13 protein-coding genes are annotated in these 26,857 nt (G+C 64.4%); 2 read left to right on the top strand and 11 right to left on the bottom strand.

The window, feature by feature from the left end; all coding sequences use genetic code 11:
- Position 1 precedes the first annotated feature (1 nt).
- Genes mftD through mftA form a run of 4 tightly spaced genes read right to left on the bottom strand, consistent with a single transcriptional unit; the run spans position 2 to position 2,770 of the window.
- A complete protein-coding gene (gene mftD / locus ACWDSJ_RS24640) occupies positions 2-1,177 on the bottom strand; it encodes a pre-mycofactocin synthase MftD (RefSeq protein WP_450034543.1) in 1,176 nt (391 codons plus the stop codon).
- Between the two features lie 12 nt (positions 1,178-1,189).
- Entirely contained in the window at positions 1,190-2,341 is a 1,152-nt protein-coding gene (mftC, locus tag ACWDSJ_RS24645; protein WP_450034544.1) for a mycofactocin radical SAM maturase, read from the bottom strand.
- A complete protein-coding gene (mftB, locus tag ACWDSJ_RS24650; RefSeq protein WP_450034545.1) occupies positions 2,338-2,661 on the bottom strand; it encodes a mycofactocin biosynthesis chaperone MftB in 324 nt (107 codons plus the stop codon). Before mftB ends, mftC begins: the two co-directional genes overlap by 4 nt.
- Positions 2,651-2,770, bottom strand: a complete 120-nt coding sequence (gene mftA / locus ACWDSJ_RS24655) for a mycofactocin precursor MftA (RefSeq protein WP_387366475.1) — start codon at positions 2,768-2,770, stop codon at positions 2,651-2,653. Before mftA ends, mftB begins: the two co-directional genes overlap by 11 nt.
- A gap of 97 nt (positions 2,771-2,867) precedes the next feature.
- Here mftA and mftR point away from each other — a divergent pair, with 97 nt between their 5' ends.
- Entirely contained in the window at positions 2,868-3,464 is a 597-nt protein-coding gene (gene mftR / locus ACWDSJ_RS24660; protein WP_450034546.1) for a mycofactocin system transcriptional regulator, read from the top strand.
- 78 nt (positions 3,465-3,542) lie between these two features.
- Here mftR and ACWDSJ_RS24665 read toward each other — a convergent pair whose 3' ends face one another.
- From ACWDSJ_RS24665 to ACWDSJ_RS24690, 6 genes are read right to left on the bottom strand one after another with little or no spacing between them, the layout of a single operon-like run.
- On the bottom strand, positions 3,543-5,636 hold the full coding sequence (locus ACWDSJ_RS24665; RefSeq protein WP_450034547.1) for a DEAD/DEAH box helicase: 2,094 nt from the start codon (positions 5,634-5,636) through the stop codon (positions 3,543-3,545).
- Entirely contained in the window at positions 5,637-6,929 is a 1,293-nt protein-coding gene (gene brxD, locus ACWDSJ_RS24670; RefSeq protein ID WP_450034548.1) for a BREX system ATP-binding protein BrxD, read from the bottom strand.
- A complete protein-coding gene (pglZ, locus tag ACWDSJ_RS24675) occupies positions 6,926-9,706 on the bottom strand; it encodes a BREX-2 system phosphatase PglZ (RefSeq protein WP_450034549.1) in 2,781 nt (926 codons plus the stop codon). Before pglZ ends, brxD begins: the two co-directional genes overlap by 4 nt.
- Complete coding sequence (locus ACWDSJ_RS24680; RefSeq protein WP_450034550.1) at positions 9,703-13,452, bottom strand: DUF6079 family protein; 3,750 nt, start codon at positions 13,450-13,452, stop codon at positions 9,703-9,705. The genes pglZ and ACWDSJ_RS24680 overlap by 4 nt, the downstream gene beginning before the upstream one ends.
- Positions 13,452-17,087 (bottom strand): BREX-2 system adenine-specific DNA-methyltransferase PglX, encoded by a 3,636-nt coding sequence (pglX, locus tag ACWDSJ_RS24685; protein WP_450034552.1) that lies wholly within the window; start codon positions 17,085-17,087, stop codon positions 13,452-13,454. Before pglX ends, ACWDSJ_RS24680 begins: the two co-directional genes overlap by 1 nt.
- Entirely contained in the window at positions 17,087-21,223 is a 4,137-nt protein-coding gene (locus ACWDSJ_RS24690; RefSeq protein WP_450034553.1) for a protein kinase domain-containing protein, read from the bottom strand. The genes pglX and ACWDSJ_RS24690 overlap by 1 nt, the downstream gene beginning before the upstream one ends.
- 973 nt (positions 21,224-22,196) lie before the next feature.
- Between ACWDSJ_RS24690 and ACWDSJ_RS24695 the strand changes: the two genes are divergently transcribed.
- Positions 22,197-24,785 (top strand): DEAD/DEAH box helicase, encoded by a 2,589-nt coding sequence (locus tag ACWDSJ_RS24695; protein WP_450034554.1) that lies wholly within the window; start codon positions 22,197-22,199, stop codon positions 24,783-24,785.
- 103 nt (positions 24,786-24,888) lie between these two features.
- Here the strand turns inward: ACWDSJ_RS24695 and ACWDSJ_RS24700 are convergent, their stop codons facing one another.
- Positions 24,889-26,589 carry a flavin monoamine oxidase family protein gene (locus ACWDSJ_RS24700; protein ID WP_450034556.1) on the bottom strand — a complete coding sequence of 567 codons (1,701 nt, stop codon included), beginning with the start codon at positions 26,587-26,589 and terminating at the stop codon, positions 24,889-24,891.
- Positions 26,590-26,857: the final 268 nt, after the last annotated feature.

The raw sequence follows: 26,857 nt of genomic DNA on the forward strand, positions 1-26,857 counted from the left end.
GTCAGCCGCCGAGGGTGCGGGTGAAACCGGGCGGGACGACGATGTCGTCGGGGGTGAGGTCGTGGATCGAGGATTTCCCGATGCCCAGCAGCGCGGAATCGATTCCGCCGCGCAGGATGTCGAGCACGTTCTCCACCCCGGCCTGACCGTTGGCGGCCAGGCCCCACAGATAGGCGCGGCCGATCAGCACCGCGCGGGCGCCGAGCGCGAGGGCCTTGACGACGTCGCTGCCCCGGCGGATACCGCCGTCGAGCAGGACCTCGATCTGATCGCCCACCGCGGCGGCGATCGCGGGCAGGCAGCGGATGGGCGCGGGGGTGCCGTCGAGATTGTTGCCGCCGTGATTGGACACCGAGATCGCCGAAACCCCGATATCCACCGCGCGTTTGGCGTCGTCGACCCGGCAGATGCCCTTGAGCAGGAACGGGCCGCCCCATTCCCGGCGCATCCACGCGATGTCGTCCCAGGTCGCCAGCGGGGTCTGCATCCATTCGTAATAGGCGCCGAAGAAGGTCGGGGCGCGCTGGCCGGGCGCGGCGAGATTGGGGGTGGTCAGGTCGGGAATGGTGCGCGCCTTGGCGAATTGGTAGGCCCAGCGCGGCCGGGCCAGCACGCCGAGCGCGTTCTTGCGCACGGCCGCGAAATCCAGTTTCTCCGGGATCGCGGGGGAACCCCAGTCGCGGCCGTTGGAGAACGACCAGTCCAGCGTGGCGATCAACGCCTTCGCGCCCGCCTCGCGGGCCTCGTGCAGACGCCGCGCCAGGGTGTCGCGATCGCCCATCCAGTAGGACTGGAAGAAGGTCTGCGGATTGGCCGCGATCACCTCCGAAAGCGGTTTGCTCGCAAACGAACTCAGGCTCATGACGGTGCCGCGGGCGGCGGCCGCGCGGGCGACGGCCACCTCACCCTCGGGATGCACCGCCTGCACCCCGGTGGGGGAGATGAGCACCGGCAGCGCGATCTGCTGGCCCAGCACGGTCGTGGACTGGTCGCGTTTGTCGGGCAGGCCCGCGACGTGCGGGGCGAAGCCCAGCTCACCGAAGGCGGTGGTGTTGTCGTCGTAGGAGACACCGGCCTCCGAACCGGCCAGCAGCGCGCTGTACACCGAGGCGGGCAGCCGCTTGCGGGCGCGGCGTTGCGCCTCGGCGACGGTCTCGAACCAGGGATTGCGGGGCATCGAAAGTCTTTCTCAGAGGGGGCTTTCCGCGCACGCGCGGCGCGGCATGCCGAGGGTGACCGTGCGGGAGTGGTCCTGTGACGGCTTCGGCGCCGCGCCGGGGACGCGGTCGGCCAGCAGCGGTTCGCCGTGTCCGCGAACGCATTCCGGGTCGGGGCCGTCGAGCGGCAGGCCAGTGAAGAACTTCGCGGCCATGCAGCCGCCGCGGCAGCTGTCGAAGAAGCCGCAGGACCGGCACGCGCCGCCGCCGCTGGGCCGGCGCAGTTCCTCGAACAGGGCCGACTCGCGCCACACCGCCTCGAAACCGCCCTCGCCCAGCACGTTTCCGGCCTTGAAGCTGTCGTGGATGGCGAACGGGCAGGCGTAGACGTCGCCGATCGGGTCGATCAGGCACACCACGCGCCCTGCCCCGCACAGGTTGAGCCCCGGCAGGGCCTGGCCGAACGCGGCCAGATGGAAGAACGAATCGCCGGTGAGCACCGATTCGCCGTGGGCGAGCAGCCAGTCGTAGAGCGTGCGCTGGTCGGCGGCGGTGGGATGCAGGTCGTCCCAGCTGTCGGCCCCGCGTCCGGACGGACGCAGCCGGGTCAGGCGCAGGGTCGCGCCGTATCGTTGTGCGAGGGCCTGGAATTCGTCGAGTTGGCCGACATTGTGGCGGGTGACGACGACCGAGATCTTCGCGTCGGAGAACCCGGCCACGGCCAGATTCTCCAGCGCCCGGGTGGCGGTCGCGAAGGAACCCGGGCCGCGCACCGCGTCGTTGACTTCGGCGGTCGCGCCGTCCAGGGAGATCTGCACGTCCACGTAGTCGGTGGCCGCCAGCCGCCGGGCGCGCTCGGGGGTGAGCCGAATCCCGTTGGTGGAGAACTTGACTCCCACATCGTGGGCGACGGCGTAGTCGAGCAGATCCCAGAAGTCCGCGCGCACGGTCGGTTCGCCGCCGCCGATATTGACATAGAACACCTGCATGCGCTGCAACTCGTCGATGACGGCCCGGCACTGTTCGGTGGTCAGCTCGCGCGGATCGCGGCGTCCCGACGACGACAGGCAGTGCACGCAGGCCAGATTGCAGGCGTAGGTCAGCTCCCAGGTCAGGCAGATCGGCGCGGTGAGGCCGCGCTCGAACTGGTCGACCAGGCGCGGGACGGGAAGGGCTGTCGTCATCGGGGGCCGACCTCCGGCTGTCGGGGAATGATCATCTTGCTGTCGGCCATTCTGGCCAGCGCGGCGAGATAGCGTTGCTGTTCGTTCGCCGCTATCCCGACACGGGTGATCGCGGCGCGTGCGCTGGGGGCGTCGGCGAGGGCCTCGACCACCCGGAGCAGCTCCGGGGATTTCAGGAACGACAGCTTGCGCGTGCTGAAGTCGTAGACCAGCGCGCCGAACGGCTCGGGGCGCAGCGCCACCCCCGCGGCCACCGACCAGGCTTTCTCCGGGTCGAAAACGGTTGCCGCGGAGGAGGTTTCGCTGGGACTAGTAGACACCGCACATGCCGTCGATCGAGACGTCCTCGACGAGCGCGTCGGCGATCTCCTCGTGCTGGACGTCGGTGTCGGTGTCGTCGCCGGGCCGGGGGGCCATGTGGTCGCTCATCGGAATCCTCTCGATTGCTGTTGCGTAGCACACATAATAATGGCACTCGGGGTCAAAATGGAAGGGATTGCCGGAACTTCTCTGCTAACGTCGCGGAGTGAGCGCGCGAGCCCGGACCTCCCCCGGTCGGCCCCCGGTCACCGACCACGCGGCGATCGAGGCGGTGGCCTTCCGGCTGTTCGCCGAACGCGGCTTCGAGGCGACCTCGCTCGACGACATCGCCGCCGCCGTCGGCGTCGGACGCCGCACGCTGTTCCGCTACTACCCCTCCAAGAACGACATCCCCTGGGGCCGCTTCGACGAGAGCCTCGTCGAACTCGCCGCCCACCTCGACCGCATGCCCCCCGACATGCCCGTCCACGAGGCCGTCCAACGCGCCGTCGTCGAATTCAACCGCCTCGACCCCCAGGTCGTCCCCGCCCACCGCCAACGCATGCGCCTCATCCTGACAACGCCCGCGCTGCAAGCCCATTCGGTGCTGCGGTACCAACAATGGCGAGCGGTCATCGCGGCCTTCGTCGCGCGCCGGTTCGGCGTGGCGGTCGACGATCTGTTGCCGCGCACGGCGGGGCATGTGGCGCTGGCGCTTGCGCTGAGTGCTTATGAGCAGTGGTTGGATGATCCGGGGGCGTCTTTGGAGGGGTTGTTGGGTGCGGCGTTGGGGGCGTTGCGGGGGTATTTGGTGGCGGAGTGAGGGCTCGACGACCGTGCGGAGCGATCGAGTGCCGGATTGTGTCTTCGATGAAGAGGCAGGGGTCGCGGCTGACCGGCGTCACCCTTTGATCCGGATGCTCTCCTCCACGACAATGTGTGCTCCTGCACTGTCGGCTATTCGGGCGGCGAGCGTGGCTTGCGCGAGGGATTCGGGCAAGGCCGCTGAAAACTTCAGTCCGCGAAGGGCATTCGGATCGACAGCGGGCACGGGCCTGGATTCGGCCGAGCGTAGCGCTGCCAACCCGGCTCGGATGTCGGCGATGCTCAAATCGGTGTGCAGCCGTAGGGATTCCCCGTCGATCCGCTGTCGTGCGGGCACGATATCAGCCGCCCACGCAGCGATGGTTCGATTGATCTTGGTACCTGCCCACGTCCACCAGCGCCATTCTTTCCGATCGTCGCGGGCGATGAGGAATGTGTCGGCGGCTACGTGGTCGGCGCGCAGCTGTCGTTGGTCATCGAGGGTGGCTGTGGCCCGCTTGGTGAGGGTGACTCCGGCCGGGGTCGCGCCGAGCAGCACCTCCCGAATTCCGCGGGTGATGGCGAACGATGCTCCGTCGGGTACAGAACTCCATTTCGCGCGGCCTTGTATGTCTGTAGCTTCGACATAGACGTGGCGCCGTTTCCAATCGATATGGGTAACCTTCCACGACCGCCCGGCGAGCAGCAGGACGCGCGCACCGTCGATCTTGTCGGTGAGCAGACTCGTTCCGACAGAACCGATTTCATGGCGTCCCGCCAGAACAGTGAACTCGGGAGCCGCGGTGAACACCGCGAGGAGGTCCATGAAGTTTCTTCGCCCGAAGTGCTTTTCGGCCTCCGGACCGATGAACGCACTCCCGCTGTCGTGTTCGAGGAATCCTTGCGCGAGGAGATGGTCGAAAATCGCTTGCCCGTCGGCATCGAAGAGCGGCAACGGGCCCCATGCCTGCTGCCACCCACTGAGGGGCACCCGCCGAGTCTGCAAGGCGGCGGCCAGCAACTGCTGGGCGGCGATGTGTCGAGGTTGCGGGGGTGGGACCACTGGCTCCACCCAGCCGGAAGCCCAGCACTGCAGCATGCCGAGCGTATCCAGCACCGCGCGGTCGCTGATTCCGAGGAACAGACAGTTTCGGGTGGTCCCGGGGCGGCGCCCCGTGCGTCCGAGCCGTTGCAGGAAGGACGATACCGTCCGGGGTGCGTTGATCTGGATGACGCGGTCCAGGTCGCCGACATCGATACCGAGTTCGAGGGTGGAGGTGGCGACGATGACGCAGTCTCGGGCCTCGGCGAAGGCTTGTTCGGATTCATGTCGTTCCGCTGCCGACAACGACGAATGGGAGAGGAAGGTCGTGATTCCGCGCTGTCGCAGTTGGGTGCCGAGTTCTTCGGCCAAGCGTCGAGAATCGGTGAATACGAGGCGTTTTTCTCCTGTGTGGAGTGTCGCGATTATTTTCGCCGCATTCTCCACACTGCCGACCGAATCGACGGTTATGTCGGGGACCATGGGCTTTCCGACCGGTGCGGGGGCGACAACCCGTCCTGGACCGGGCGCGCCTCCTTGCAACCAGTCGAGTAGCTCCTTCGGATTGCCGACGGTCGCCGACATGCCCACTCGTTGCAGGCGTCTACCCAGCAGCGTTTCGAGGCGTGCGAGCACCGCGAGCAGATGCCACCCGCGATCATCACCGGCGAATGCGTGTACCTCGTCGACGACGACGGCACGTACTCCGCCGAGAAGTTCCCCCGCGTCGATGGTTTCGGATACCAGCATCGACTCGAGCGATTCGGGTGTGGTGAGCAAGATGTCGGGGCTGTCGCGTTGGATCCTTCCGCGCACGGAGTGGCTGATGTCCCCGTGCCAGGTCATCGCGGTTCGACCGAGCCATCCGGCGTATTCGTCGAGGCGGGGCTGGAGGTTGTTGAGCAGCGCCCTGAGCGGACAGATGTAGAGGACCGAAATTCCGCTCCAGCGCTCGGAGTGCATACGCGTCAGCATCGGAAGCATTGCCGCTTCGGTTTTACCACCAGCGGTCGGGGCGAGCAGGATCGCATCGGAGCCACCGAGAATCGGCGCGACCGCCTCATCCTGTAGCGGACGCAGCCCGGGCCAGCCGAGCGAATTGACAATATGATGCTGCACAACGGGATCCAGCCGATCGAATCCCGTCATCTACAGCTCCACATCATCGGCCGTGGCGGCGCGCTCGGCGTCGGTGAGTTCGTTGGCGGCGACGGTGAGCGCGTAGTGCTGCCGCGGATCGAAATCGGGAAACTGGTCCACCCGGTCGAGCACATCCAGAACCAGCTTCTTCAGAAACAGTCGTGGTGAGATACCTACCTGTCCACCGAGTTTCCCGGCTACTGCGGTAGCCAGATCACGTAGGTAGGCGTCGTCGACGAGGGTGCGGATCCGCTCGGGCGCGTCGGCGCCGTCAGCGAAGACGGTGCGTACGCGCGTGCCGACTTCTACCAGGCGGTCGAGATCGAAGCCGGTGAGCCGGATCTGGGGCGCGCGAGGATTGTCGAATCGGGTATCGCTGAGGAAGTCGGTGTGCAGGCGCTGAGCCAGCGGCGGCAACGATTGGACGCCGAGCCGTCCGTCGAAGAACGCGGGGGTGCCCGTAATCAGCAGGTACAGGCCCGGATACCGGCCGGAGTCGATTTCATCGATCCACTGTCGTAATGCGTTGAGTGCCTTCGCACGGCTGTCGGAGCGCATCCGCTGCAAGGTTTCGACCTCATCGATCACCAGCAGCAGACCGGGATGCCGCGCACCCCGCAGCACGGCGAGCAACCCCTGCAGGAAACCCATGGCCAGGAAATGGTCGACATCCTGGCGAATCCCGGCCGCACGTTTGGCGGTCGCGCCGACGTGCGGCTGCCCGCCGAGCCAAGCAACGAGCGCATCCGCGGTCGCGGCGTCTCCCTCGGTGAGAGCCGCGCGATAAGCGCGCAACACCATCGGATACACCGGGGTCGCCGAAGCTACGGCGGCAAGTCGTTGTTCGAGCAATGCGTCGACCTGTTCGCCGGTGGCTTCGGCCACATCGGCCGCTGCCGCGGCATCCTCTTCGATCCCGAACATCCATGCGTCGAGCACATTTCGGAAGGCCGATGGCGGAAATGCCGCGGTGCGAAGCGATTCGGTGGTACGCCGATATACGGTTTCGAGTTTGTGTAGCGGCGTCTCGAGCTCGCTGATCTGCACCTCGGCCACGGCCAATCCGCGCCGCATCGCTCGCTGCTGCATCCACCTCGCGAAAAACGTTTTACCGGAACCGTATTCGCCCCGAACCGCCTTGAACATCGATCCGCCGGACGCGACAGTGTCGAGTTCCTCGTCGACGGTGGGGGCGAACCTATCGATCCCGACGGCGAGCACGTCGAGGTTGCCCGCGGGCACACTGCCTTGGCGCAGCGCCTGCAGTATCTCGCGCCGTCGCACCGGCGACAGCCCACTCACTGCAAAACCCCGTACTGCTCGAACAGCAGGCCCGTCTCGAGCTGTACTTCGGAACCGTTGTCGGACAAGACCACGACGCCGTCGGTATTGAGAACCTGCGCGAGCACCGCGACAGCTGCGCGCGCGCGGGCGGGCCGAACCTCCAGTATCTCGGCGACTCGCCCGGAGGACAGGTGGCCGTTGTTGTCGATCAGCTCCTGCAGCAACCGGCCGATCGTCGGTTTCGTGAACTTGGGCCGGAACAACTGATACTGCTGTTTGAACAGCTCGCTGGCCAGCAGGGCCGAAATCCGATCCCCGGGCGTCGCCACCACCCGCACCGGTGGCGGGAAGGCGACGTCGAACAGGGTCTCCTCCGTCTTCGCGGCCGGACGCGATGTCGCTGTCGGCTGGGACTGTTTCACTCGCGCAACGGAAGTGGGGACCGGATCCGTCGCAATCGGTGCGGCATCCCACCATGAGGGTTGTGGTGGCGGAACGGCCTCGAGATGCAGGTGTTGGGGTATGGCGCCGTTGACGAGAATCGTCACCGGAATCACCGCCTCCGCCAGCGAACCGCCGCCGTGATACCCGGCCTTGAGCCCCGTATACCGAACCTGCTCATCGACTGCGAGGATCGCGCGCCGACCGTCCGCCAGCACCCGCGCACCGGTGACCAGAACCTCATCTGCGCGAGCGTCGGAACCGAGGGAAGCGGGCCGGTATCGCGCCGAAACTTGTTGCCCGCGTTGCACACTGGGCTGTTCGCGGCGTTCGACGACGTGCCCGTGATCGCTCACCAGCACCACGGTCCGTCCGACCGCGGCAGCCGCGGTGAGCAACGGCGCGAGATGCTTGAAACTCGATGTGCCCCAGGTCGTGCCGATCGGATCGGAGGCCTGCAAGGCATCGTCGATGTCATTGAGCACGCACGCGACCACCGGCCGACCGGCCGTGTCGTCGATGGCGTCCCGCACGGCATTCGCGAGAGCGTAGCCGCGCGATACCGAATCCATCTCGGCCTTGTGAAACAGCGCCGGTCGGTCCGTGCGGAAACGGTTGCGCCGCAACCACTCCGAGAAGCCGCGTTGTTCCTTGTCCTGCTGCCCCTCGGCGAGGGCCCCGGTCAGCAGGGAGCAGCGAGAGAATCGGGTGACGGTCGGTAATGTGGCGAGCGCCGCATACGGCCGCTCGGCATCGATGAATCGGCATTCCTGCCACTGCGGCCGATGTCGCCGTAGCGCATCCGCGACCACTTCGTTGGATACCGAGGCACTCATCCCGTCCGCGATCACCAGCAGGACCGGTGACGGTTTCGGTGCGTCGGGCGAAACCCCCAGCCCGCCGGTCGGCCCCGGTGGCGGAACGGTGAGCGGTTTGACGATGCGGTCGAGAATGTCCTCCACGTAGAGCACCTCGTCGCTTCCCGATCGGTGCCCGCCCTCGGCGCGCAGTTGTCGCGCGAACGCCCGATCGGCATCGGCTCGCTGTGCTCGCACCGCCGAGACGATTCGGTCGGCGGCCTTGGCGAGATCGCGATCGTCGGCACCGATGTACACGTCGTTCACGGCATCATCCACCCAGGACATGTCCTGCCGGTGGTAGGCCAGCCAGTCCGCGAGTCCGCCGGGCGTCGGCCAGTCCAGATCTCGGCGACGCAGCAGACGCAAGGCCGCGGCGCCGACCCGCACATCGCGCGGCGCGTCCGGCGTACCCGGGTGGGCGGCGCGGTGTGTGACGACGTCGGCCCAGGCATTTTCGGCCGCGGCGATGTTCCCGGAATCCGTTGCGTCCAGAAGCGCTTTCGCGAAATGGGCGACCCGCGGCGCCAGCGCCATGTGCAGCACATCCGAGCGTGCGACGAGCGACTCTGCCTGCAGTCGCCGCACGGCGTTCTCGGCCCGGCGCAGCACGTCGTCGGGCGCATCCGAGGTGGACACGGCGAGCGTGGCCGCGTTGCCCCACGCGGCGAGCTGCTGTTCGGTGAGCGTGTGTTCTCGCAGCTCGACCTCGAGCAGAGTCCGCACCCTGATCACGGTGTCGCGCGGCGCGGGAAATGACGCGCTGCCATCACCGAGCAAGGCCGCGACCAATCCGAGCGGCACGATCTCGCCCGGCCCGCGATGGCGCCACACGGCCACGAAGGTCGGTCCGAGCTGTCCGAGCCGATTACCGATCCAGGCGTAAAATCGTTCCAGCAGAACAGGATCGGTGTTGTCGCTCCACACCTGGAAGCGGGTGGTCGCCGCCGAGTTCATCGACCACAACGCGACGTGATGCGGTGTGTAATCGGCGGGGCCCAAGGCGAAATGACGTCTCGCCAGTGTGGAGAACAGATGGTCATTGGTGAGCACACCCCGCGGAGCGGGTTCACGCACCCCGTCGAGCTCGCGCAGTGCCGCTCGCGCCGCATCGTTGTTCAGCGACAGCAGGTGGAATTCCTGCCGCGACGCCTGGAACAACTCGCGCAGTGCCGGCCATGGGTCCACGTTCCGCAAGCGACCGGTGACGAGGTGTTCGAGGATTCCGGCGGATAATTCCGAAGGCTCGCGGTCGGTGAGGATCACGACCCAATCGGCGTGATGCCGTTCGGTGATCGCGTCGCGAATGGCGAGGACGCTCGGTGCAACCCGCACTCGGACAGTCTGATCGCCCAGCTCGAAGCGTTCCGGTCCCGACCACACCGGTGCCGCCGCGATGGCGACGACGCCGCGCGCGTAGTTCTTGCTCCGCAACCACGTGACCTGCCCGCGGACCACGGACAGATCGGCTTCCGGCAGGGCTGATGCCGCCGTCACCGTTCGACCTTGTCGATGGTGACGGTGAACGTCGCCTCCGGATCGGCATCGAACAGCTCGCGCAGACGCGCCTCGACCGTGGCGAGCCCATCGTGGCCGCGTACGGTCAGCGTCCGCCCCGACGGTGTCGGCGGCTGCGCGGTCGCCCGCTGTCGCACGGGCACCTCGGGGGTCGGAACAGGTTGTGGCACGGCCTGTTTCACGCCGGCTTCGAGCCACGCGTCCCGCGCATCATCGGCCACCCGCAGCGCCTCGGCGATCGGACGCGCGAGTTCGTGCTCGCCGAAAGCGGCGGCCAGCGCGTCGACGATGGCTTTCGCCTGTCGTCCGCGATCGTCGCCGTTCGTTCCGGCGGCACGCAGCGAAGCGAACCGTTGCAGGGCGAATCGACTCACGGCATCCGCGACCGGCCCAGCGCTCGTCAAACTCTTGCCGGCCTCGAGATCTGTGCCGGTGAGCGAAGAGTTCGCGATGGCGTCGACGACGGCGAGATTGTCGAGATGATTCAGGCGAGCGTCGAGCATGTCGTTCAGATCGCGAGCGAGTTCGAGCCGATTACCGGCTTCGATACCGAGGTACTCGTAGGCCCGTGCGAGGACATCGACCAGCCGGGACGCTTCGGCGCGTACCGAGGCGGCGTGCTCGCGTATCTGCTGCACGAATGCCGCGACGTTGGTGGCGGTGAGGTAGTCGTTGACCGTCTGCCCGGTGAGTTTCTTCCACCGCGTGCACGCCCGTGCCCACACCTCCCGCTCCGGCAGTGGTTCGAGCCGAAGTACCGTGCCGCGCCGGAATTCTCCGATACCGGGCTCACTGATCGGGGAGGAATGCAGGAACCAGGACCGTTTGCCCTGCGCTGCCCAGGCCCCGGCCACGAGGTCGACCATATCGTCGGTCAAGCCGCGTTTCGGCCCGCTGGCGGTGATCGCGTCACGCAGCTCCTCGATCGGCACATCCTGGCTCTCGTCGACCTGAAGGCGGATCAGCTCCTGCGTGATCCGGTTCCGCCAGGTCGCGAAATGTTCTGCGCCGGCGAGCAGATGGGTGTCGTTGGTACGGGCGATGCCCAGCGATTCCACGATCCGCCGCACGATCTCGCGTTCACTGCGTTCGAGGGGGATCCGACCGTCCGATACGGCTTGCGCTTCCCGCAGTCGGTCCAGCACGGTGTTGAGCTGACGACGAGTGATGAGCTGATCGGCCGGATCGAACTCCGGGTGGTCCGGATACAGCGCGGCGAAGGCGTCATCGATCAGCCGGTTCGCGGCTTCCTTCAGATCGTGTCCGATGGGCGGCTGCACGGCGAATCCCGCGTGCAGCGACCGCAGCGGTGGCTGGCCCTCGGGGAAGTGCTGCCCGGCGGCGACCCCGTAGTGCACCTGAATCGCGGTGCCCAACTGTCCGCGCACCTGTGTCTGCTGCTGTTGCAGGATGGATCGTGCGGCAGCGCGATCGGCGTCGGAGAGTTCGTTGGCGTAGGAGGCCCATCGGTCGCCCGCGAGCACGTAATTGAGGATGACCAGTCGCCCGAGTTGCCGATTCAGCTTGTCGCTGAAGAACTTCGGCAGCCAGACAATGGTGAACCGGCTCTGATCGGTACGCAGCAACTGGTCGACGCGGTCGTGATCCTCGGCGGTGGTGTGGCCGGGATCGTCGAACGGCAGGTCGACGATCAACCGCAGCGCACCGTCGACCGAGGGCCGGAACGCCTCGTCGGGAAGATACCCGTGGTCGCGCACATTGCCGAACACCACTTCCACCTGCCGTGTGGTGCCACGCCAAATCCGTTGCCGCAGTAGAGCATTGTCGACGGTGTGTTCGGCTCCGAGCACGTCGAGCTGTTCGGACAGCAACTCGCGCATCAGTTCGCGCCGTCGGCCGTCGGTGTCCTCGGACTGCGCGCGCCGAACGATTCGCTCGTAGTCCACCGATTCCAGCGTCACCGAGATGATCGGGTTGGGATCACTGGTGACAGTGAGCTCGGGAACCTCCGCCGCCCACTGCTTCACCTTGCCGGTGATCTGCCCGAGCTGATCGCCGGGAACCAAGCTGATCATGCTGCCGTGGTTGAGCGACGCCAATCGGGAGGCGTCGATCTGCTTGAGGGCGGGCACGTTCGGCGCGACCGCCGACATGAGCAACGTCTTGGCGATGCGGATATCGGCCCGCAAACCGGGCGGTACCTCCTTGTCCGGGGTCGTCTCGTCCACACCGGCCGTGCGGAACAGCAGGGGCCGCAGTTTGTCGGTCCACAGCGAACGCGCTGTCTTGAAGGTGTGCACCGCGGCATCGTTGATCGGGGTCGCGTTGGCGCTGTCGATGATGTAGTCGAACGCATCGCCGACCGGGATCACGTTATCGATCGTGAGCCGGTCGGCGTTCTCGTCGAGCATCTGCTGCATCACCTTGAGCGCGGTGCGTTCGCGCTGCATCTGCCCCGCCAGCTCCCGCAGTGTCGCAATCAAGGCCGGGGAGAAGGGATAGGTGAGCTTGAAGGCGTCCGCGTCCGAACCGCGGTGTCGGTCATCGGTGTTGATGCCGTCCAACAACACATCCCACACCTGCGGACTACGGTCCAACCGAGCGAACGCCGCGTCGAGCGCGGCCTGCGCCTCCGCGTCCCGCGGCCGCAACAATCGCTTGTGCGCGATATACGGCAGATTCTCGTCACCGAGGGTGACCAATCCGAATCGGCCCTCCTGATGGGCGAAGGCCCGTTCGACGGCCTGCTGAATCGCTCCCGCATCCGGCCCGCTCGCCACCCATTCCGCGAGATTGTGCTGCCGCGCGACGAACGACACCACCGGCACCGCGAGCCGCCCCCGGCTGGTCTCGACCAGTTTGGTGATCTTCTGGACCTCGGCGTTGAACCGCTCGCGCTCGGTGATGAGGAAGGTCAACCACAACACCAACTCGTCGAGCATCAACACGACACCGTCGTAGTGCAGCGATTTCGCGTGGTCGGCGATGACCGCCAGGCCGTCCTCGAGCGACAGCCAGTCGCTGTTGCGCGAATAGCTGGTGAAGTACGTCGCCACCAGGGCCTGTTGCAGCCGTGCGCGTTCGGCCGGGTGGGCGTCGGGAGCGGTTGCGGCAGCGTATGTTTTGGGCGTCCACGCCGCCGGCGCCTGGCCCAGCGCCGACCAGTCGACAGTGGTGCTGGCCTTCGGGGTGCCTGATCCGTTCAGCGCGGCGAAGAACTTCTTGTCGCCCACCTCGCGACGCCGATTGTCCGCATCGTCGAAAAGTCCACCCGCCGAATGCAATACGGGCGGCAGCGTGTCCGGGTGCAATGTCGCGATCTGGCGCAGATACTGCTCGAACAGCGCCGACTCGACGGACACGGCATCGAGGAAATGGAAGGTGAGACGAAGCAGATTCGCCTTCTCGATCCCCGGATGATCGGCCACGACGGGCTGCAGGTCCGGTATCGACAGCGCCTCCGGCGCGTGTCCGAGAATTCCGTGCAGGATCGCCATGAAGTGCGACTTACCGGATCCGAACGACCCTTGCAGGAATGCGGCCTTGTTCTCCCCGGTACGCAGTGCCTCCTCCACCACCGACAGCGCCGAATCGAACGCGCCGACCAGCGCCGGGGTGACAACATAGGAGTCGACAGTCGCCGCGAGATGATCCGGCCCCACCGAATCCGACAGCCGGAGCACATAATCTTTGGTGCCGTGCGTTTCCGGGATATCGAACGTCTCCCGCAGGGTGCGCGCGGACGAGGTGGCGCCGGGGAACACTACTGGCCTGCCTTTCGAGTCACTGCCTTACGACCGCGGGTCTTCTTCTCGGGCCGCCACTGCACAAGGTCTTGCACCGGCACACCGACAGCCTTCGCCTTCTCCTCCAGCTGATTGCCGAGGTACTCGGCGAGATCGACGCCGAGATTCGGATCCACCCCAGAGTGCCATTGCTTCACCCACGGCAGGATTTCTGAGATCCCGGCAACGAGCGGAACCAGCTCTGTCAGCGGTCGGCCCTCGGACTCACGCCAGGCGTAGATGGTGGCTAATGCCAGGCCCTGCTGGGCATGGTTCCAACCGGCCCATCCGAGCAGGGGGGTGGGGTCGGTGTCGCGGCCTGCGTCCGGGTAGGAGATGAAGCGTTCTTTGGGGACGTCGAGTTTGCCTCGGTGGGACCAGTAGGAGGGTTTGAGGAAGTCGGCGCTGGTGTATTTGGGTGGTACGGGGATGTCGGTTGCCTTGATGAGGCCCTTGTCCTCGTCGCGTTGCATATCCCAGACGTGCTCCCACTCGGCGCGCTTGCGCAGGCCGGAGTCCTTGTAGCGGAGGGCGGCGAGGTAGGGGACGGCTTCGTCGGCGAGCAGCTTGACCAGGGTGGCGGTGACCGGGGCGTCTTTCTGGCCTGCCCACATGTCGAGTGCCTCGATGAACTCGGGGTCTTTCTCGACATGGCCTGCGAGTTCGCTGACCGAGCGAGGGAGGGGGGTGCCCTGGTGAGTGAACCACAGGGTTGATTCCTCCAACTTGTCGAGGAGCCAATCCTTGAGTGCGCGTTGGAGTTTCGTGTCCCACGAATCGCCCGCCCAGCGGCGCTTGTACTCGGGACGTTCGAGGAGCCCGACGAACCGGTTCTTTTCGATTGCCGCGAGTCGCTTTTCAACCAGCTCTTGGTATTCGGCAGGCCAGTGCGGGGGGATGTCGATAATGGGTGTGAACTTGTGATTGTGGTGATCGAACCAGCTTGTTTCAACTTCACCCGCCGCGACCCTTCGAGCAAGAGCAATCGCGAAGGTTCGCTCTCCAGATGCGATGCCTGGGGCCCGGCCGATAGGGAGGGTCAGGTCTTCTTCGATCAAGCCATAATGATGATAGACCTCCCAGTCGAGTTCCTCCTGCTCTGCAATCATCTCGGCACGAATCCGTGAGTGATCCGCTTGTGCGCGATTGATGTCGTCACGAGTCAGGCCGACCGTCCCGACTGTCGAGCCGGGTTCCAACGATGCGAGATCATGAGCGAGTTCGTCCAAGCGTCGGGCTCGCTCGAGTGCAGTCTCCTCCGGCAGAGGAAATTCCTGCAGGGTGGTACCTGTGAACTCGAACCGGCGTTCCCACGGTTCATCGGCACCCGCTGCCTCCGCACCCGGCCGCCCCTTGTCATGACTGTTTTGCTTGAGCCAGAAGCACGCGGTCGAACTGTTGAGGATGCCCAACAGCCGCAGGTGATCATCCTCACTCGCCCCCTCCGGCAACTTGATCACTGGCGCAGAACGATTGAACACCTTGCCACCACGGTCGAGCACGAAGTGATTATGCGTCGCAACAAAAGCGAAAGTGATAGAAAATGGTGTGCGATATCGCTCCTTTACCCACCGGTACCAAGTCCACCAGTTACTTCCACTGTCTGCTTGTGTCTCGCCATTGAATCCCGTAACTTGAGTAAGACTATGCCGTAGGGGCCACTGGCGTCGAAACCAGGCCGCCGATGTATCTAGAGGTATCTCCTCGAACTGTGGGTCATACGGCGCGAAGGCTGATTCGACAAGATTGATACCCCAATCCCTCACGGTTTCGCCGAGTACCACGGATTTGATAAGACAGGCAGGAATTCCGGTGCGACGCAGCGCGGCGTAGTGGCCGAAGAAAGCGTCATCGGATCCGGGGAAGCTTGCGAAACCAATCTTGCCAGCAATGAGAGCGCTCAATGAGTGCTGGCGCACGGACTCAATCGCAGAAAGGGTTTCAACGGCACCGCCGCCGCTGAGACTCCATGGGTGTGCTCGGAGGTTTTCCCGCCGAAGGTCGGTGATTGAAATCCATTGGTCGTCGTGACCGGGTTGCTCCACGTGTTCGACAATCGATGACCACACAAGTCCCTTAGCAGGGTTTTCTGGGGTGCCGGGCTCACTCTGGACGCCTAGGACTGCTCGAACCGTGTCGCGCGTTGCCGCTTGGTTGCGTCCTACCAAAATTACCGTCGGAGTGCCATGCCCGGGGATATAAGCGCCGGAAGTGTCGGCGACGAGACGGAGGTCCATTCCGGCAAGAAAATCTTCGATCAAGGGAACGCCGAACTCGCGCTTCATGAAGGAATTGGATGTTATTTGCCCTACCCACCCTGCTCGCTCAGCTACGATTTCCAGACCTCGCCATTCCTTTTGACGTGCAAGCTGAAAGAATTTCTCCATGAACGGAATAGTTAGCGCATACTTGCCTTTGCAGTAGTGGTATCGCTCTCGGTATCGCTTGTTCAGCGCTTTATCGCTGGCCGTTATGTAGGGCGGGTTCCCAACTACGACATCATAACGGCCTGGTGTGAGGATTTTCCTCAGGAGGGGAGCATCTTCCGTGCTGTAGCTGAAGTTCGACGCAACCGCATCTTTGTCCAGACGCCTGTCGGCGTAGTCGAGGGAGTCGGAGCCATCGCTCTCAGGCCCATGCAGCAATGAGTCGCCCGCAGCAAGATTCAGTGTAAAGCCTGGGGCATTCACCAAAGACGTTTCCTGGCACTCCGTCATGGCCGCCACGATCAGCCTGAATTTCGCGATCGCCACCGCAAAGGGGTTGAGGTCCACGCCGTAGATGGAAGACAAAGCGTTGTTGACGCGTGTGCGGAGTTCCACCCCGGGCGCGTGGCGATGCCAGCGTTCTACCAGCCGCGCGAACGCCCCGAGCAGGAAGTGCCCCGACCCACAGGTTGGATCGATGAGCTTGAACCCCTCCAGCGGCCGATCCTTCAACGCCGGTTCGAGCGTTTGGTCGAGAATGAATTCCTCGACGAACTCCGGAGTTTGAAGCAGTGCATACTTCTTCTTCGCGAAGTCCGAGAGGTCCTGGTACAGGTCGCCGAGAAACCGAGTGGACAGCGACTCGTCCCGAAACGACCACACCAGCTCGCCGGAATCGTCTGTCCGACGCCAGAATTCGAGCAGCTTCTGCACCGCATCCGACGATGGCGCCAGGATGTTCAATGCCGCATGCGAATCTACCAACGACTCCGTCGCCGGATTCTTCCGCAGCGCCTCGAAGGATTCCATCAACCACTCGCGATACGAGCACTGTTGATTCTCGCGGTAGAACGTATTCTCCGCATCCACCGCCCGCTGCCGCAGCAGCGGCGTCGGCCCCGCGATCCACACCGCATTCTCACCGAGCAGCAGATTGTCCTCGCAGAATCGCACAAAAACCGACGTGAGGAGCCAGCCCACCGCGGCCTGCGTCAGCTGGTCCTCCGACCAATCGGTCCATGAGGTCGCCGTTCGCTGATCCGTCACGGCGGCTTGGTGGGTCGCTCGCCATTGCGCGAGCTTCTCCGCATCCTTGTTCAGCTCGTCCCGCATATCATCGACCAGCAGCTTCAGTTGTGGCTTGAGTGCTGCCGTCAACTGGCTTCCCGCGAGCGTGGCCGAAGCCATCAGGCGTGCTCCTTCACAATCGAATGCCCATGGTGAGCGGCGCTGATCAGTGCCGTCACTTCAGTATCGGCGATCTGCGCGAATTGTTCCGGGCTGTTGATCGGCAGTCTCGTACCGTCGATCTGGGAGCCGGGCCGCCCACCGGCCTCTTCGCGTTGCGGCACCAGCGCCCAGATCGCATGGCGCGGGGGAGTGGTCAGGTCGGTCCAGCGGCCGAGTATATCGAGTTGTCCGTAGGCGGCCAGGGTCGACAGGTCGGTGAGGACGACCGGGCCCGGCGCGTTGTCGACGGCTTCGACCAGTGTGGGAATGACCTGCGCGACAAAGCCTTTCAGCCCTTCGCGGTCGGCTGCCGCACCGGCGTCGGCGGCGAGGATCATGTTCCAGTCGATTCCCGCGGCGGCGGCCTTGGCGCGCAGCGTGCTCAGCACCAGGTCGGTGACGTCGATGTGGGTGGCGTCGAACATGTCGACCAATGCGGTGGCGAACATGTCCGATGTACCCAGCGGAATCCCGAGCGCCCGGAAGGTGCGCTCCTGTCGGCTTGCGGTGAGCAGATATTCGGCATCCGAGATTCCGTGCTCGCGGCGCACCGGCGTGATCGTCGTCCGGGTATGCCGGGTCGGCACGTACGAGCCTGCGGATTCTTCCCGCGCGTACTCGTACCGCTTCCGGTCCTCGTTCCAGTGCATCTCGGGTGCGACCGCGCGGACTAGTTCGTCGAGTTCCGGCCGCCGGGGCAGCGTCTTCGCCAGCGCCGGGAATCGTGCTGCCAGCCTCGATTCCAGTTCCGGCCGCCCGAAGGTGTCGGCGGAGGAGAGACCGCGCAGCAGGACGCGCAGTGCGTCGACAGTCGGAATCGACTGCGCGTGCAGCTCGGCGCGCGAGGACAAGGCCACGGCTGTCGAAGCCGCGGTCGCGATATGCAACAGAACGTGCGCAGGAATCTCCATTTCGTCGTCGGCGACACCCATCAGTCTTGCCGCTTCCGCGCGCAAAACCGGTTCGGCATCGGAAGGCGGAACCAGCTGTGCCCCTTGCATTCGCGCCTCGTGCACCAGCTGATCGGCCTGCGCGGCGAGTTTCGCGGGGAGGGTGCGTGGAACCGAGGCCGCGGCGATCATTGCCACGGTTCCCGATCCTTGCCTGCGTACCATGCGTACTGCCTCGGCATCCGCAGCCTCGTCGGCCGGCTCGACCGATGGTGGCGAGGCCAGCAGCAAACGGAGCACCCCCAATGCGGTCCGCTGCGGATCGGTCACACCCTCGGTGTCCAGTGCTCCCGCGAGTTCGCGCGCCAGCAGTTCCGGAGTTGTTGCGCCGCCGGTGGATTCGATATGAACGAGTCCTCGTCCGTACAGGTCCGCAACCGTGGCCTGGAGTTGCGGATCCTTCGACCACAGGGTGCGGAATTCGATGAAGATCTGCGCGACCCGTCCGGACGTGACGCCGACCTGTTTCGCCAGCACCTGGTAGGTGGCGAACGGATCATCCAGGTGCGCCTTGCCCGCACCGAGAATCAGCTCGACCACCTGCCGCCGCATCACCTGCGGTTTCGCCCCGGATACCCGGATGAACGCGTCCGTCAGCGCGCGCAGGGAACGGTAGGTCTCCGAAACGGTGGACAATTCCGGTGAAACCGGTTGGGGCGCCGATTTTTTCGGCTCGGGCTCGGGCTTCTTCGGCTGTGCCGCAGGCTCGGCGGACGCGGCGAACACCGCAGTCCAAGCGTCGCGCATCCCCGCGGCAGTATCGAAACGTTCTTTGACGTTGCGAGCCAGGGCTTTCCGGAAGAAACCGACGAGGGCCGTCGCTCGTTCAGCGCTGAAACCCGCTGCCGTGAAGTCATCGACGGTAACGGTCACGTCGTCGTCGAGTCCCAGCGGATCACTGAGTCCGTCGCCGTAGACGGGAGTGCTCGCGGTAGCCATCTCATACAGCACCACCGCGGCGGCGTATCGCTCCGCGGCAGAGTCGTAGGCGGTGCGAATCCCGGTTCCCAGGAACGGATCTCGATAGGGTGGGGTGCCCGCGTCGATCTGCTCGACCGACGCGCGCGACAGCGAGAAATCGAACAGCGTGAGGCGAGCCGTCGCCCGCGATTTGTTCTCCGGTCTGGCCAATCCGAGGTTGGACGGTTTCACGTCACGATGGATGATGCCCGCTGCGTCCAACGCGACGATCACATCGAGCAGTTCCCGCCCCCAGGTGCGCAGGCGCGCGTCGTTGAGCGGGGTGTAACGCACCACATCCGCGAGAGTCTGCTCGCCGCAGTCGCTCAGCAGCAGTGCGGTGCGATTCCCGACTTCGATCGGTCCCTCGATCAGCTCGACCACGCCGGGCACCGGTGGTGACTGCCGAGCGAGCTGGGTGAGGACCTGGGCCTCGTCGTGCAGCCGGGTATTGGCGGCATCATCCAAGCCGACCTTGAGCACGCGCTGGCGATCGTCGTGCTCGCGATCGGTGACCAGAACACCGCGTGCGGTCGACCCGGCCCCGAGTACCCGCACCACGTCGAACCGGCCACCGAGCAGCGCGCCCGGCGCCGGATTCAGTGGATCTGCCTCGGGGACAGCCGAATTCTCGAGCCGCTCGTGGCGATACTCCCGAAGGTCGTTGACGAACTGTTGCGCGTCGAATTGCGGACGGCCGGTCTTGCGATCGGTCTTCATGCGTTGCGACACCGACGGATCGGTCGCCTGCAGCACCAGCGTGCGCAGCGTCTCGTCCACGAATCCCGTGCCCGACGCAGCCAAATCCAGGCCGTGTTCGTTGCGCAGGCGATCGACCAACTCGGCACGACTGCGTGCCGGGGCCTGGCCGCCGGAGAACAGGTAGTACGCGAGCGCGCCGAGCGAGAACACATCGATCGCGAGTCGGTCGGCATCGCGGGCCCAGCGGTCTTCCGGGGCGTGATACACCTCGTCGGCCGGTGCGCTGCCGGGCGGGTCCGGCGTGTTCAGACTCGTCGTGGACCGAGTGCCGTCGGTGTGTACTCGACCTGCCCACGACCAGTCGGCCAGGCGCACCTGGATCTCGCCGCGATCCAGCGCATCGGTATGAATGAGTACGGTGCTGGGCGCGAGACCGCGATGCGCGACGTGGTTGCGATGCGCGTACGCGACGGCCTCGGCGACCTGCGTCAGGATGCCGAGTTGCTGTTCGGCGGTGAGTGTTCGATCGCCGAGTGCCAGGTCCAGTGGTTCGTAGCCCGGTAGCTCCGGGTAGACGATGACGGTGTTGCCATCGTCGTCCTGCACCAGGTCGCGCGGGGCGACGATCGCCTCGTGACGCAGGGAGGTCAGCAGCGAGAACTCGCGCTGCATCCGGCGATGCGCGGCGGCCCGAGCCTGCTGCGGAGTGCCGCGCCGGAACGACACCACCCGAGCCCGGGCCTTGGCCTCGGTGCCCTTGTGCTTGGCCTCCCATTCCTGCCAGTCATCGCCGCTGGCCAGCGGTTCACCGGTAATGATCCACGATCCGGCATCGCGTTCGGTGCGGCGAGCGATCCCGAGATTCCGCAACGCGAGCGCGACGATGACCGACAGCTCCTCGTTGACCTTCCGGGTGTCCGTCGGCGGCTCCTGCACCCGCCGCGAGATCGGCGGCAGATTCGCCTCGTCTTCGAAACCGTCGGGCACGAACAATCCGGACTTCGCCAGCTCGGGCAAGTCGGCCCTGAACGGTGAACCGTGCAGGAAGACCGACTCCTGCACGAAAGGCAATGCGCGGCGGACTTTTTGGACGTCGAGCCCGTTCTCCAGCGCGACCTTGCGCGCCTCCTCCTCGATCCGACTCGCCAAGCGCTGCGCCTTACGCCTGGTCAACAGCAGGGGCGAGCGCAGCGTCCACCGTTTTCCGTTGGGCAGGGTCCGAACCCAGCTGGACTCGGTCCCGCTCAGCGCACCGACATAGTGCTTGAGCTCGATCAGATGCAGCCGCCGCCGCCCGAGGACCAGCGCATCCACCTCGTGCCACTGGCCGTGGTTGTCCATGAACTCGAAGTTCGTCCACGCCCGATACGGTTCGGCCCTGGGCACGACCTCCCGAAGCATGGACAGTCCCTCGGCTTCATGCGGAAATGCCGACTTGGAGACCTCGACCCATCGATCATCGCTAGCTGCCACGTCACCCACCTACCGCTCGGCCCCCGCGGCCGTGCGCGGGACGCGTGCTTCAGGGGATGGACATTACCAATTGCCCGGCCCTCGCCGGGTGCCGACCGACGATCTGGCTCTGCGGCTCGGCTCGTGAGCATTTGTCAGGGGTGCGGAAATGAAGTTGTTGGCGGAACGGCGAACTGTGGGCACGCCTTGAAAATTGCCGAGGTGGCGAGAATTTCCTCTGTCGATGAGCTGCCGTGGCGGGACCTGTACGTTCAACAACTTCGACGGTGCCGCGATCGACGCGTTGATCTCCCCGCAGGGGGACGGGCGTGAGCGTCGAGCGAGCAGACGGCACGGCGTATCGCGCTCGAGCCGTCCGAGGCTCCGCATGTGGACCGTGGGTGTCTAGGTGAGAACCGCCTGCTGGTCGGGTGTCGGGGCCAAACTTCGTATTGCTCGACGTAGCACGCGGTTCCGTCGCCAGCCGACTCCGCAGGGGATCGAAAAGCGTTGTGGCACCGATGGACGATGTCAGGCACCGATGCCGCCGCCTCGCGGGGTCGCCATCAGATTCAGATGGAGCATGACTCCCGCGGGAAGTGGCTGTGGCGGGGGAAGTCGGCTTCGCCGTTGACAAACGTGGTGACGGCTGGTGGGCCTGCATTCCGTCGGCTGACCGCCCGAACCCATGATGGTCCTCTCAGGATTTCTGATCCATCGACACGGCCGGGTCGACGTTGCGTATGCCGTTGGAACTCATCACCCAGCGTCAGTCGTAGGGTCGTCGGACTCTACTACCGCACCTCTGATCCTGCCGCCGAATGAAACAGTTCCTCAAACCATTCGTTTCGCAAGGACAGCGCACGCAGCCATTTGGTAGGGTCCGGTAGGAGATGATGTAGCGAATATGATTCGCAGAAAGCTGAGGTACGCATACTGAACTGTCACGGCGCGGACCAAGATCTCAGCGGGGTTTGGTTGATATGGATTGGATTGACAGAGTATGGCCTTCGTGAAGCCTAAGAAAGATGAATATCCTCCTGCATCAATTCTCGAACTTTATGCAGGACTTGTGCGTCGGCCGGGTGCATCTCAAGGCCTTTGGACTCAACAATCGGATATTCTCCGATCATATGAAAGCAACTATTCCGAGGTGCGCGAGCTGGCCATCAGCCTACCGACAGGGACCGGAAAGACTCTTCCTGGATTGCTACTAGCAGAGTGGAATCGCCGAACCAAACGACGTCCAGTTGTGTATGCGTGCCCGACGAAGCAGCTTGCCGAAAAGGTGGCAAAAGTTGCCGCTACCGAGGGTATCGGCACTTCGCTCCTTGTAGGAAAGAGGTCTGATTGGGATCCGGTGGCAGCACAGAACTATTTTTCCGCCAATTCCATCGCCGTAACTACTTATAGCAGTATTTTCAACACCGATCCGAAACTCGAAAACCCGGCAACTGTAGTGTTCGATGACGCTCACACCGCGGAGCAGTATGTCGCCGGGGCTTATTCGCTGACGGCTCACGGCTTCGACGTGAGGACGGCCAGCAATTACGGCTTACTCATAGATGCGTTGAGGCCGTCCCTCGACGGGATTTATTACGAGCTGTGCAAGAATTGGCGGACAGCTGGTGGAAACAATCAGGTTCGTTTAGTTCTTCCTCAGCAGAATCCATCCACCAAGGCCAATCTTACGGCAGTGGTTGCGCGGATAGCGCAGGAGGCTGGAAATTCTTCGAGATACAGCGCAAAAATGATCATGAATGGCCTGGGGGCATGTCTGGTATATGTTGCTCCCGGCGAAGTTCTGGTTCGACCTTATATTCCGCCGACCCATACTAATCATGTGTTCTCGGAGGCTGAACAGAGAATTTATCTGTCAGCCACGCTGGGTTCCTCTGGAGAACTGGAACGATCGTTCGGGGTCCCGAAGATCGATCGGCTCAAAATGCCACACGGTGCGGTTGCTCCTCAGCCTGCTCGAAGATTCTTTGTATTCCCGACGTTGGTAGGGGAGTCCGGCGGGTTGTCGCTTACGAGAGCGATCCTTGACAAAGCCAAGAAGGCTGTGATTATTGCCCCAGACGGAAAGACGGCACACAAGATTGCCGATTCGTTTACGGGATACGCGAAATTTCTGGAGCCGGACGACGTGCTCACAAACGATGTCCTGGACAGATTTGCTGCTGCCCAGGCGGGCACTCTACCCCTAGCCAGCCGTTACGATGGCATCGACTTGCCGGGTGAACAATGTCGGATGGTGATCCTGTCTCGGCGACCGGGGCAGGCAAATCTGCATGAGCGCTATCTTCTGGAACGGGCGCGGGTGAGTGGACCTTTGAGTGAGAGGATCCGAACTCGCTTCACGCAAGCGACAGGTCGGTGCACTCGGGGACCAGGAGATCGCGCAGTTGTAGTCGTCTATGACGATGAGCTGGTTACCTATATCGCCCGCGAGCAGGTAGGAGGCCGACTCGATGCCAGCCTATCGGCGGAGTTGAGTTTCGGACTCGAAAATTCGAAGGCTGGTGATTCTCGTAATGCAATGGAAAATGTTGAGGCATTTCTTTTGCAGACGGATGAGTGGCTGGACAACGCCGAACCTATATTGAAAGAGCTGATCGCAGCCAATGTGGCGGCGCCGCCCGCCCCCACCGAGAAGGATCTGCGAGCAGCGGTAGCGCATGAGGTGCGGTCAGCTCGATACGCTTGGGACGGATCTTGGGAGATAGCCTCGAGAGAGGCGCTGAAGGTTATAGCAAAACTAGAAGCCGTCAGTAATACTGATACATTTCAGGCATTCTGGCACATCTTGAATTGGAATTGGCAAATCGCTGACGTTGTCCAATTCGGCGAAGCGCCGTGGAATAAATCGAGAAGAGACTCGATAGAAAAGGCGAGAGAAACTTCGAAGAACGCGCCGTGGACGCGTGAGGTTGTGCAGACGGTGGAACCTGTTCGCCTCTCGGATGCGGATGAAATCGGTATCGAGAAAATCGTAAAGAGATTGATGGAGCGAGACAAAACCAAAAATATGTCGGTAATGGCCGACTGTGTTGGAAAGTTGGCACAGATAGAATTTCAAGTATTCGAGGAGGGGCTCACACTCCTGGGTATGATGCTCGGTGCGGAATCTTTCAAGCCCCCGGGTGAAGGTAGGACGGACTCTGCTTGGCTCTGGGGTAATGCTCAGTGGATAGCTATTGATGCCAAAAGCGAGCACAAAGAGACCGGGCTAATCGCTCACAAAGAAATCCGCCAGGTCAATACTCAACTTCGAGATCTTGCCGGGGATCGGGGTGTGGCCGTGCCCGAGAAGAGCATTACTGTCATAGCATCGCCAAAAGTTGCGGTCCATCCTGACGCGGAGTGGTCGCCAGAAAGACACATGCACCTGGTTACGTTGATCGATATCAGGAATCTGGCCAGACGAGTTCAGAATGCATGGGAAGAAATTTCTTCACTACCTACTGGGACAGCAGCTACTCTTCAAGCTTCGATAACCAAGAAGCTCACGGATTCGATGTTGCTTCCATCCGATATTTTTGATTATCTTTCGAGAAACCCTCTGGCGCCTGATGTTGTCGACGGTTGAAAAATAAGATCGCCTGCTCTCGACGGCCTATCTGACGACGGAGTCGGGAGGTAAAGGCGGACGAGCCGCTGACCATGAACGGCGGCAATGATTTCGGGCCGTCTCACGCCTGGGCCATCCACATATCGCCCGGACCCGGGTTGTCCGGTTCGTGGGTGCCGCCCAGGAAGCGGGTCACACCCCATGCTGCGTTTACTCCCGAGGCCAGGGCGTGGTCCAGCCAGCCGGGGGACCAGGCTGTGTCGTCGCCCGCGAGGAACAGGGCGTTGGGGGGTTCGCCGGGGATGGTGGGGGAGCCGGGGAAGTCTTTCAGGAAGTGGCGGAACAGGTCTTGTTGGTAGGGGTATTCGCCGGGGCGGGACAGGCGGCAGAGGCCGCGGAAGTTGCGTTGGTTCTCCCAGGAGATGGTGACCGGTTCGGCGTCGTGCAGGTCGTTTTGGACATCGGTGGGCAGGTCGGGGTGGGCGTGGGTCAGGTCGCGGAGGAGGAGGCGTTTGCGTTCGGCGGTGTCGGAGGCGGCGAGTTTCATGGCGTCGGGGCCCCAGGCGTAGCCGAGTTCGAGGACCGCGGTTCGGCCGCCGGGGGCGTGGGGCGGACCGTATTCGAAGGTGTAGGCGGCGCGGGGGAGGCGGTCGGTGAGGGTGACGCCGTCCAGGGAGGTGCCCTGCCAGCACGGATCTCGAAGCAGGAGAGCGGTTTTCGCGGCCTGCCAATAGCTGATGCGGCGGATCGCGCGCCATACGCGGGGGCCGAAGGGGGTGCCGGACAGTTCCACGTTCGTTTCCAGGAGATGGAGTTGTGGCGTGAATATGGCTGCGGCGTACCGGGTTTCGATGCCATCGGTGTCGCGGACGACGACGCCGCGGCGGGGATCGGCGTCGACCGTCATGGCGGAAACCGCGGGGCGCAACCGGCCGTCGTGGAGTTGTTCGAGGCTGACCGTGCGGCCCGTCGGGTCGTCGGTGCGGTGGGTCCAGAAGCGTTGGGCCAGTTCGCTGATGCCGAGCGGGCAGAAGTACGCGGTGCTGCCGGCGGCGGCGAGGAGCATGCGCAGGGATTCCAGGAAGCTGATGTGGAAGAAGCTGTCGGCGAGGCCGGGGCCGATGCCCGCGGCGCCGAGTATCGCGGTCTGGTCGTGGGTGAGGCCGCATCCGTCGGGGTCGCGCAGGAAGCGGTGGAAGGTCCACGGCTCGTAGCGGGCGACGAGGTCCGCCCACCGCGCGCGGATGTCCGGCAGGTCGCGGGCGGCGACCGCGCGGCGGAGGTCGGCGATGCCGAGCCGGTCGAGGGCTCGCAGCCATTGCCGGTGGGCATGGGCGAATTCGGGGTCGCGGTCGTAGAGGTCGGTGATCCGCGCGACCTCGTGTCGGCGGCCGTCCACCTCGAGGACGGTTCGGGGGGTGATGTCGGCGGCGTAGCCGTCGCGGCACGGCTCCCACGGCAGCCCGAAATCGTCGACGTATTTGCGCAGCAGGCGGGCCGAACTGGGGAACCGCATGCAGCCCAGTTCCACGACCGCGCTGTCGGCCGGGGCGACGCGCAGCGAGTACATCCGCCCGCCCAGCCGACGACCGCCCGGTCCGCCGGGATCACGCTCCGCCTCGTAAAGCACGGGGCGACAACCGATCCGCATCAATTCGTAGGCGGCGGTGAGGCCGCTGCCGCCCGCGCCGATGACGGCGACGGGCGTGCCGAGCGCCGACCGCGGCAGCGTGCCCACCCGGCGGGCGCCGGCGAGATGGGCGGCGTAGTCGAAGGGGAAGTCGACCTGCAGGTCGCAGGGCGGTGGCTCGCTGGAAGACATGGAATTCCCGGTGCCGGACCTGAAATCTCTACAGCTCCAGGATAATCGGGGGCGTCGGCTCCCACAGCGGTTCCGTCACCGCTGGCGTCACCGCACCGGCTGCGGAATCCGCCACGTGGGCGCGCACGACCCGCACGGTGTGGGCCGTGGCGCGATCGGCCTGGTCGAATCGATGACGCGTTGCGGGTGCTGATCAACACCACCGGCGTACCGAAATAGAGAACCTTCAAATCCACTGTCCGATGCATGTCTTCACCATGCGCGCCCG

It is taken from the genome of Nocardia sp. NPDC003482, from assembly GCF_053588115.1.

What these genes read in the sequence shown, in the direction of transcription:
- mftC (WP_450034544.1), bottom strand. Translation starts at nt 2,341, where the DNA reads ATGACGACAGCCCTTCCCGTCCCGCGCCTGGTCGACCAGTTCGAGCGC.
- ACWDSJ_RS24695 (WP_450034554.1), top strand. Translation starts at nt 22,197, where the DNA reads ATGGCCTTCGTGAAGCCTAAGAAAGATGAATATCCTCCTGCATCAATT.
- mftA (WP_387366475.1), bottom strand. Translation starts at nt 2,770, where the DNA reads ATGAGCGACCACATGGCCCCCCGGCCCGGCGACGACACCGACACCGAC.
- ACWDSJ_RS24700 (WP_450034556.1), bottom strand. Translation starts at nt 26,589, where the DNA reads ATGTCTTCCAGCGAGCCACCGCCCTGCGACCTGCAGGTCGACTTCCCC.
- pglX (WP_450034552.1), bottom strand. Translation starts at nt 17,087, where the DNA reads ATGGCTTCGGCCACGCTCGCGGGAAGCCAGTTGACGGCAGCACTCAAG.
- ACWDSJ_RS24665 (WP_450034547.1), bottom strand. Translation starts at nt 5,636, where the DNA reads ATGACGGGATTCGATCGGCTGGATCCCGTTGTGCAGCATCATATTGTC.
- mftD (WP_450034543.1), bottom strand. Translation starts at nt 1,177, where the DNA reads ATGCCCCGCAATCCCTGGTTCGAGACCGTCGCCGAGGCGCAACGCCGC.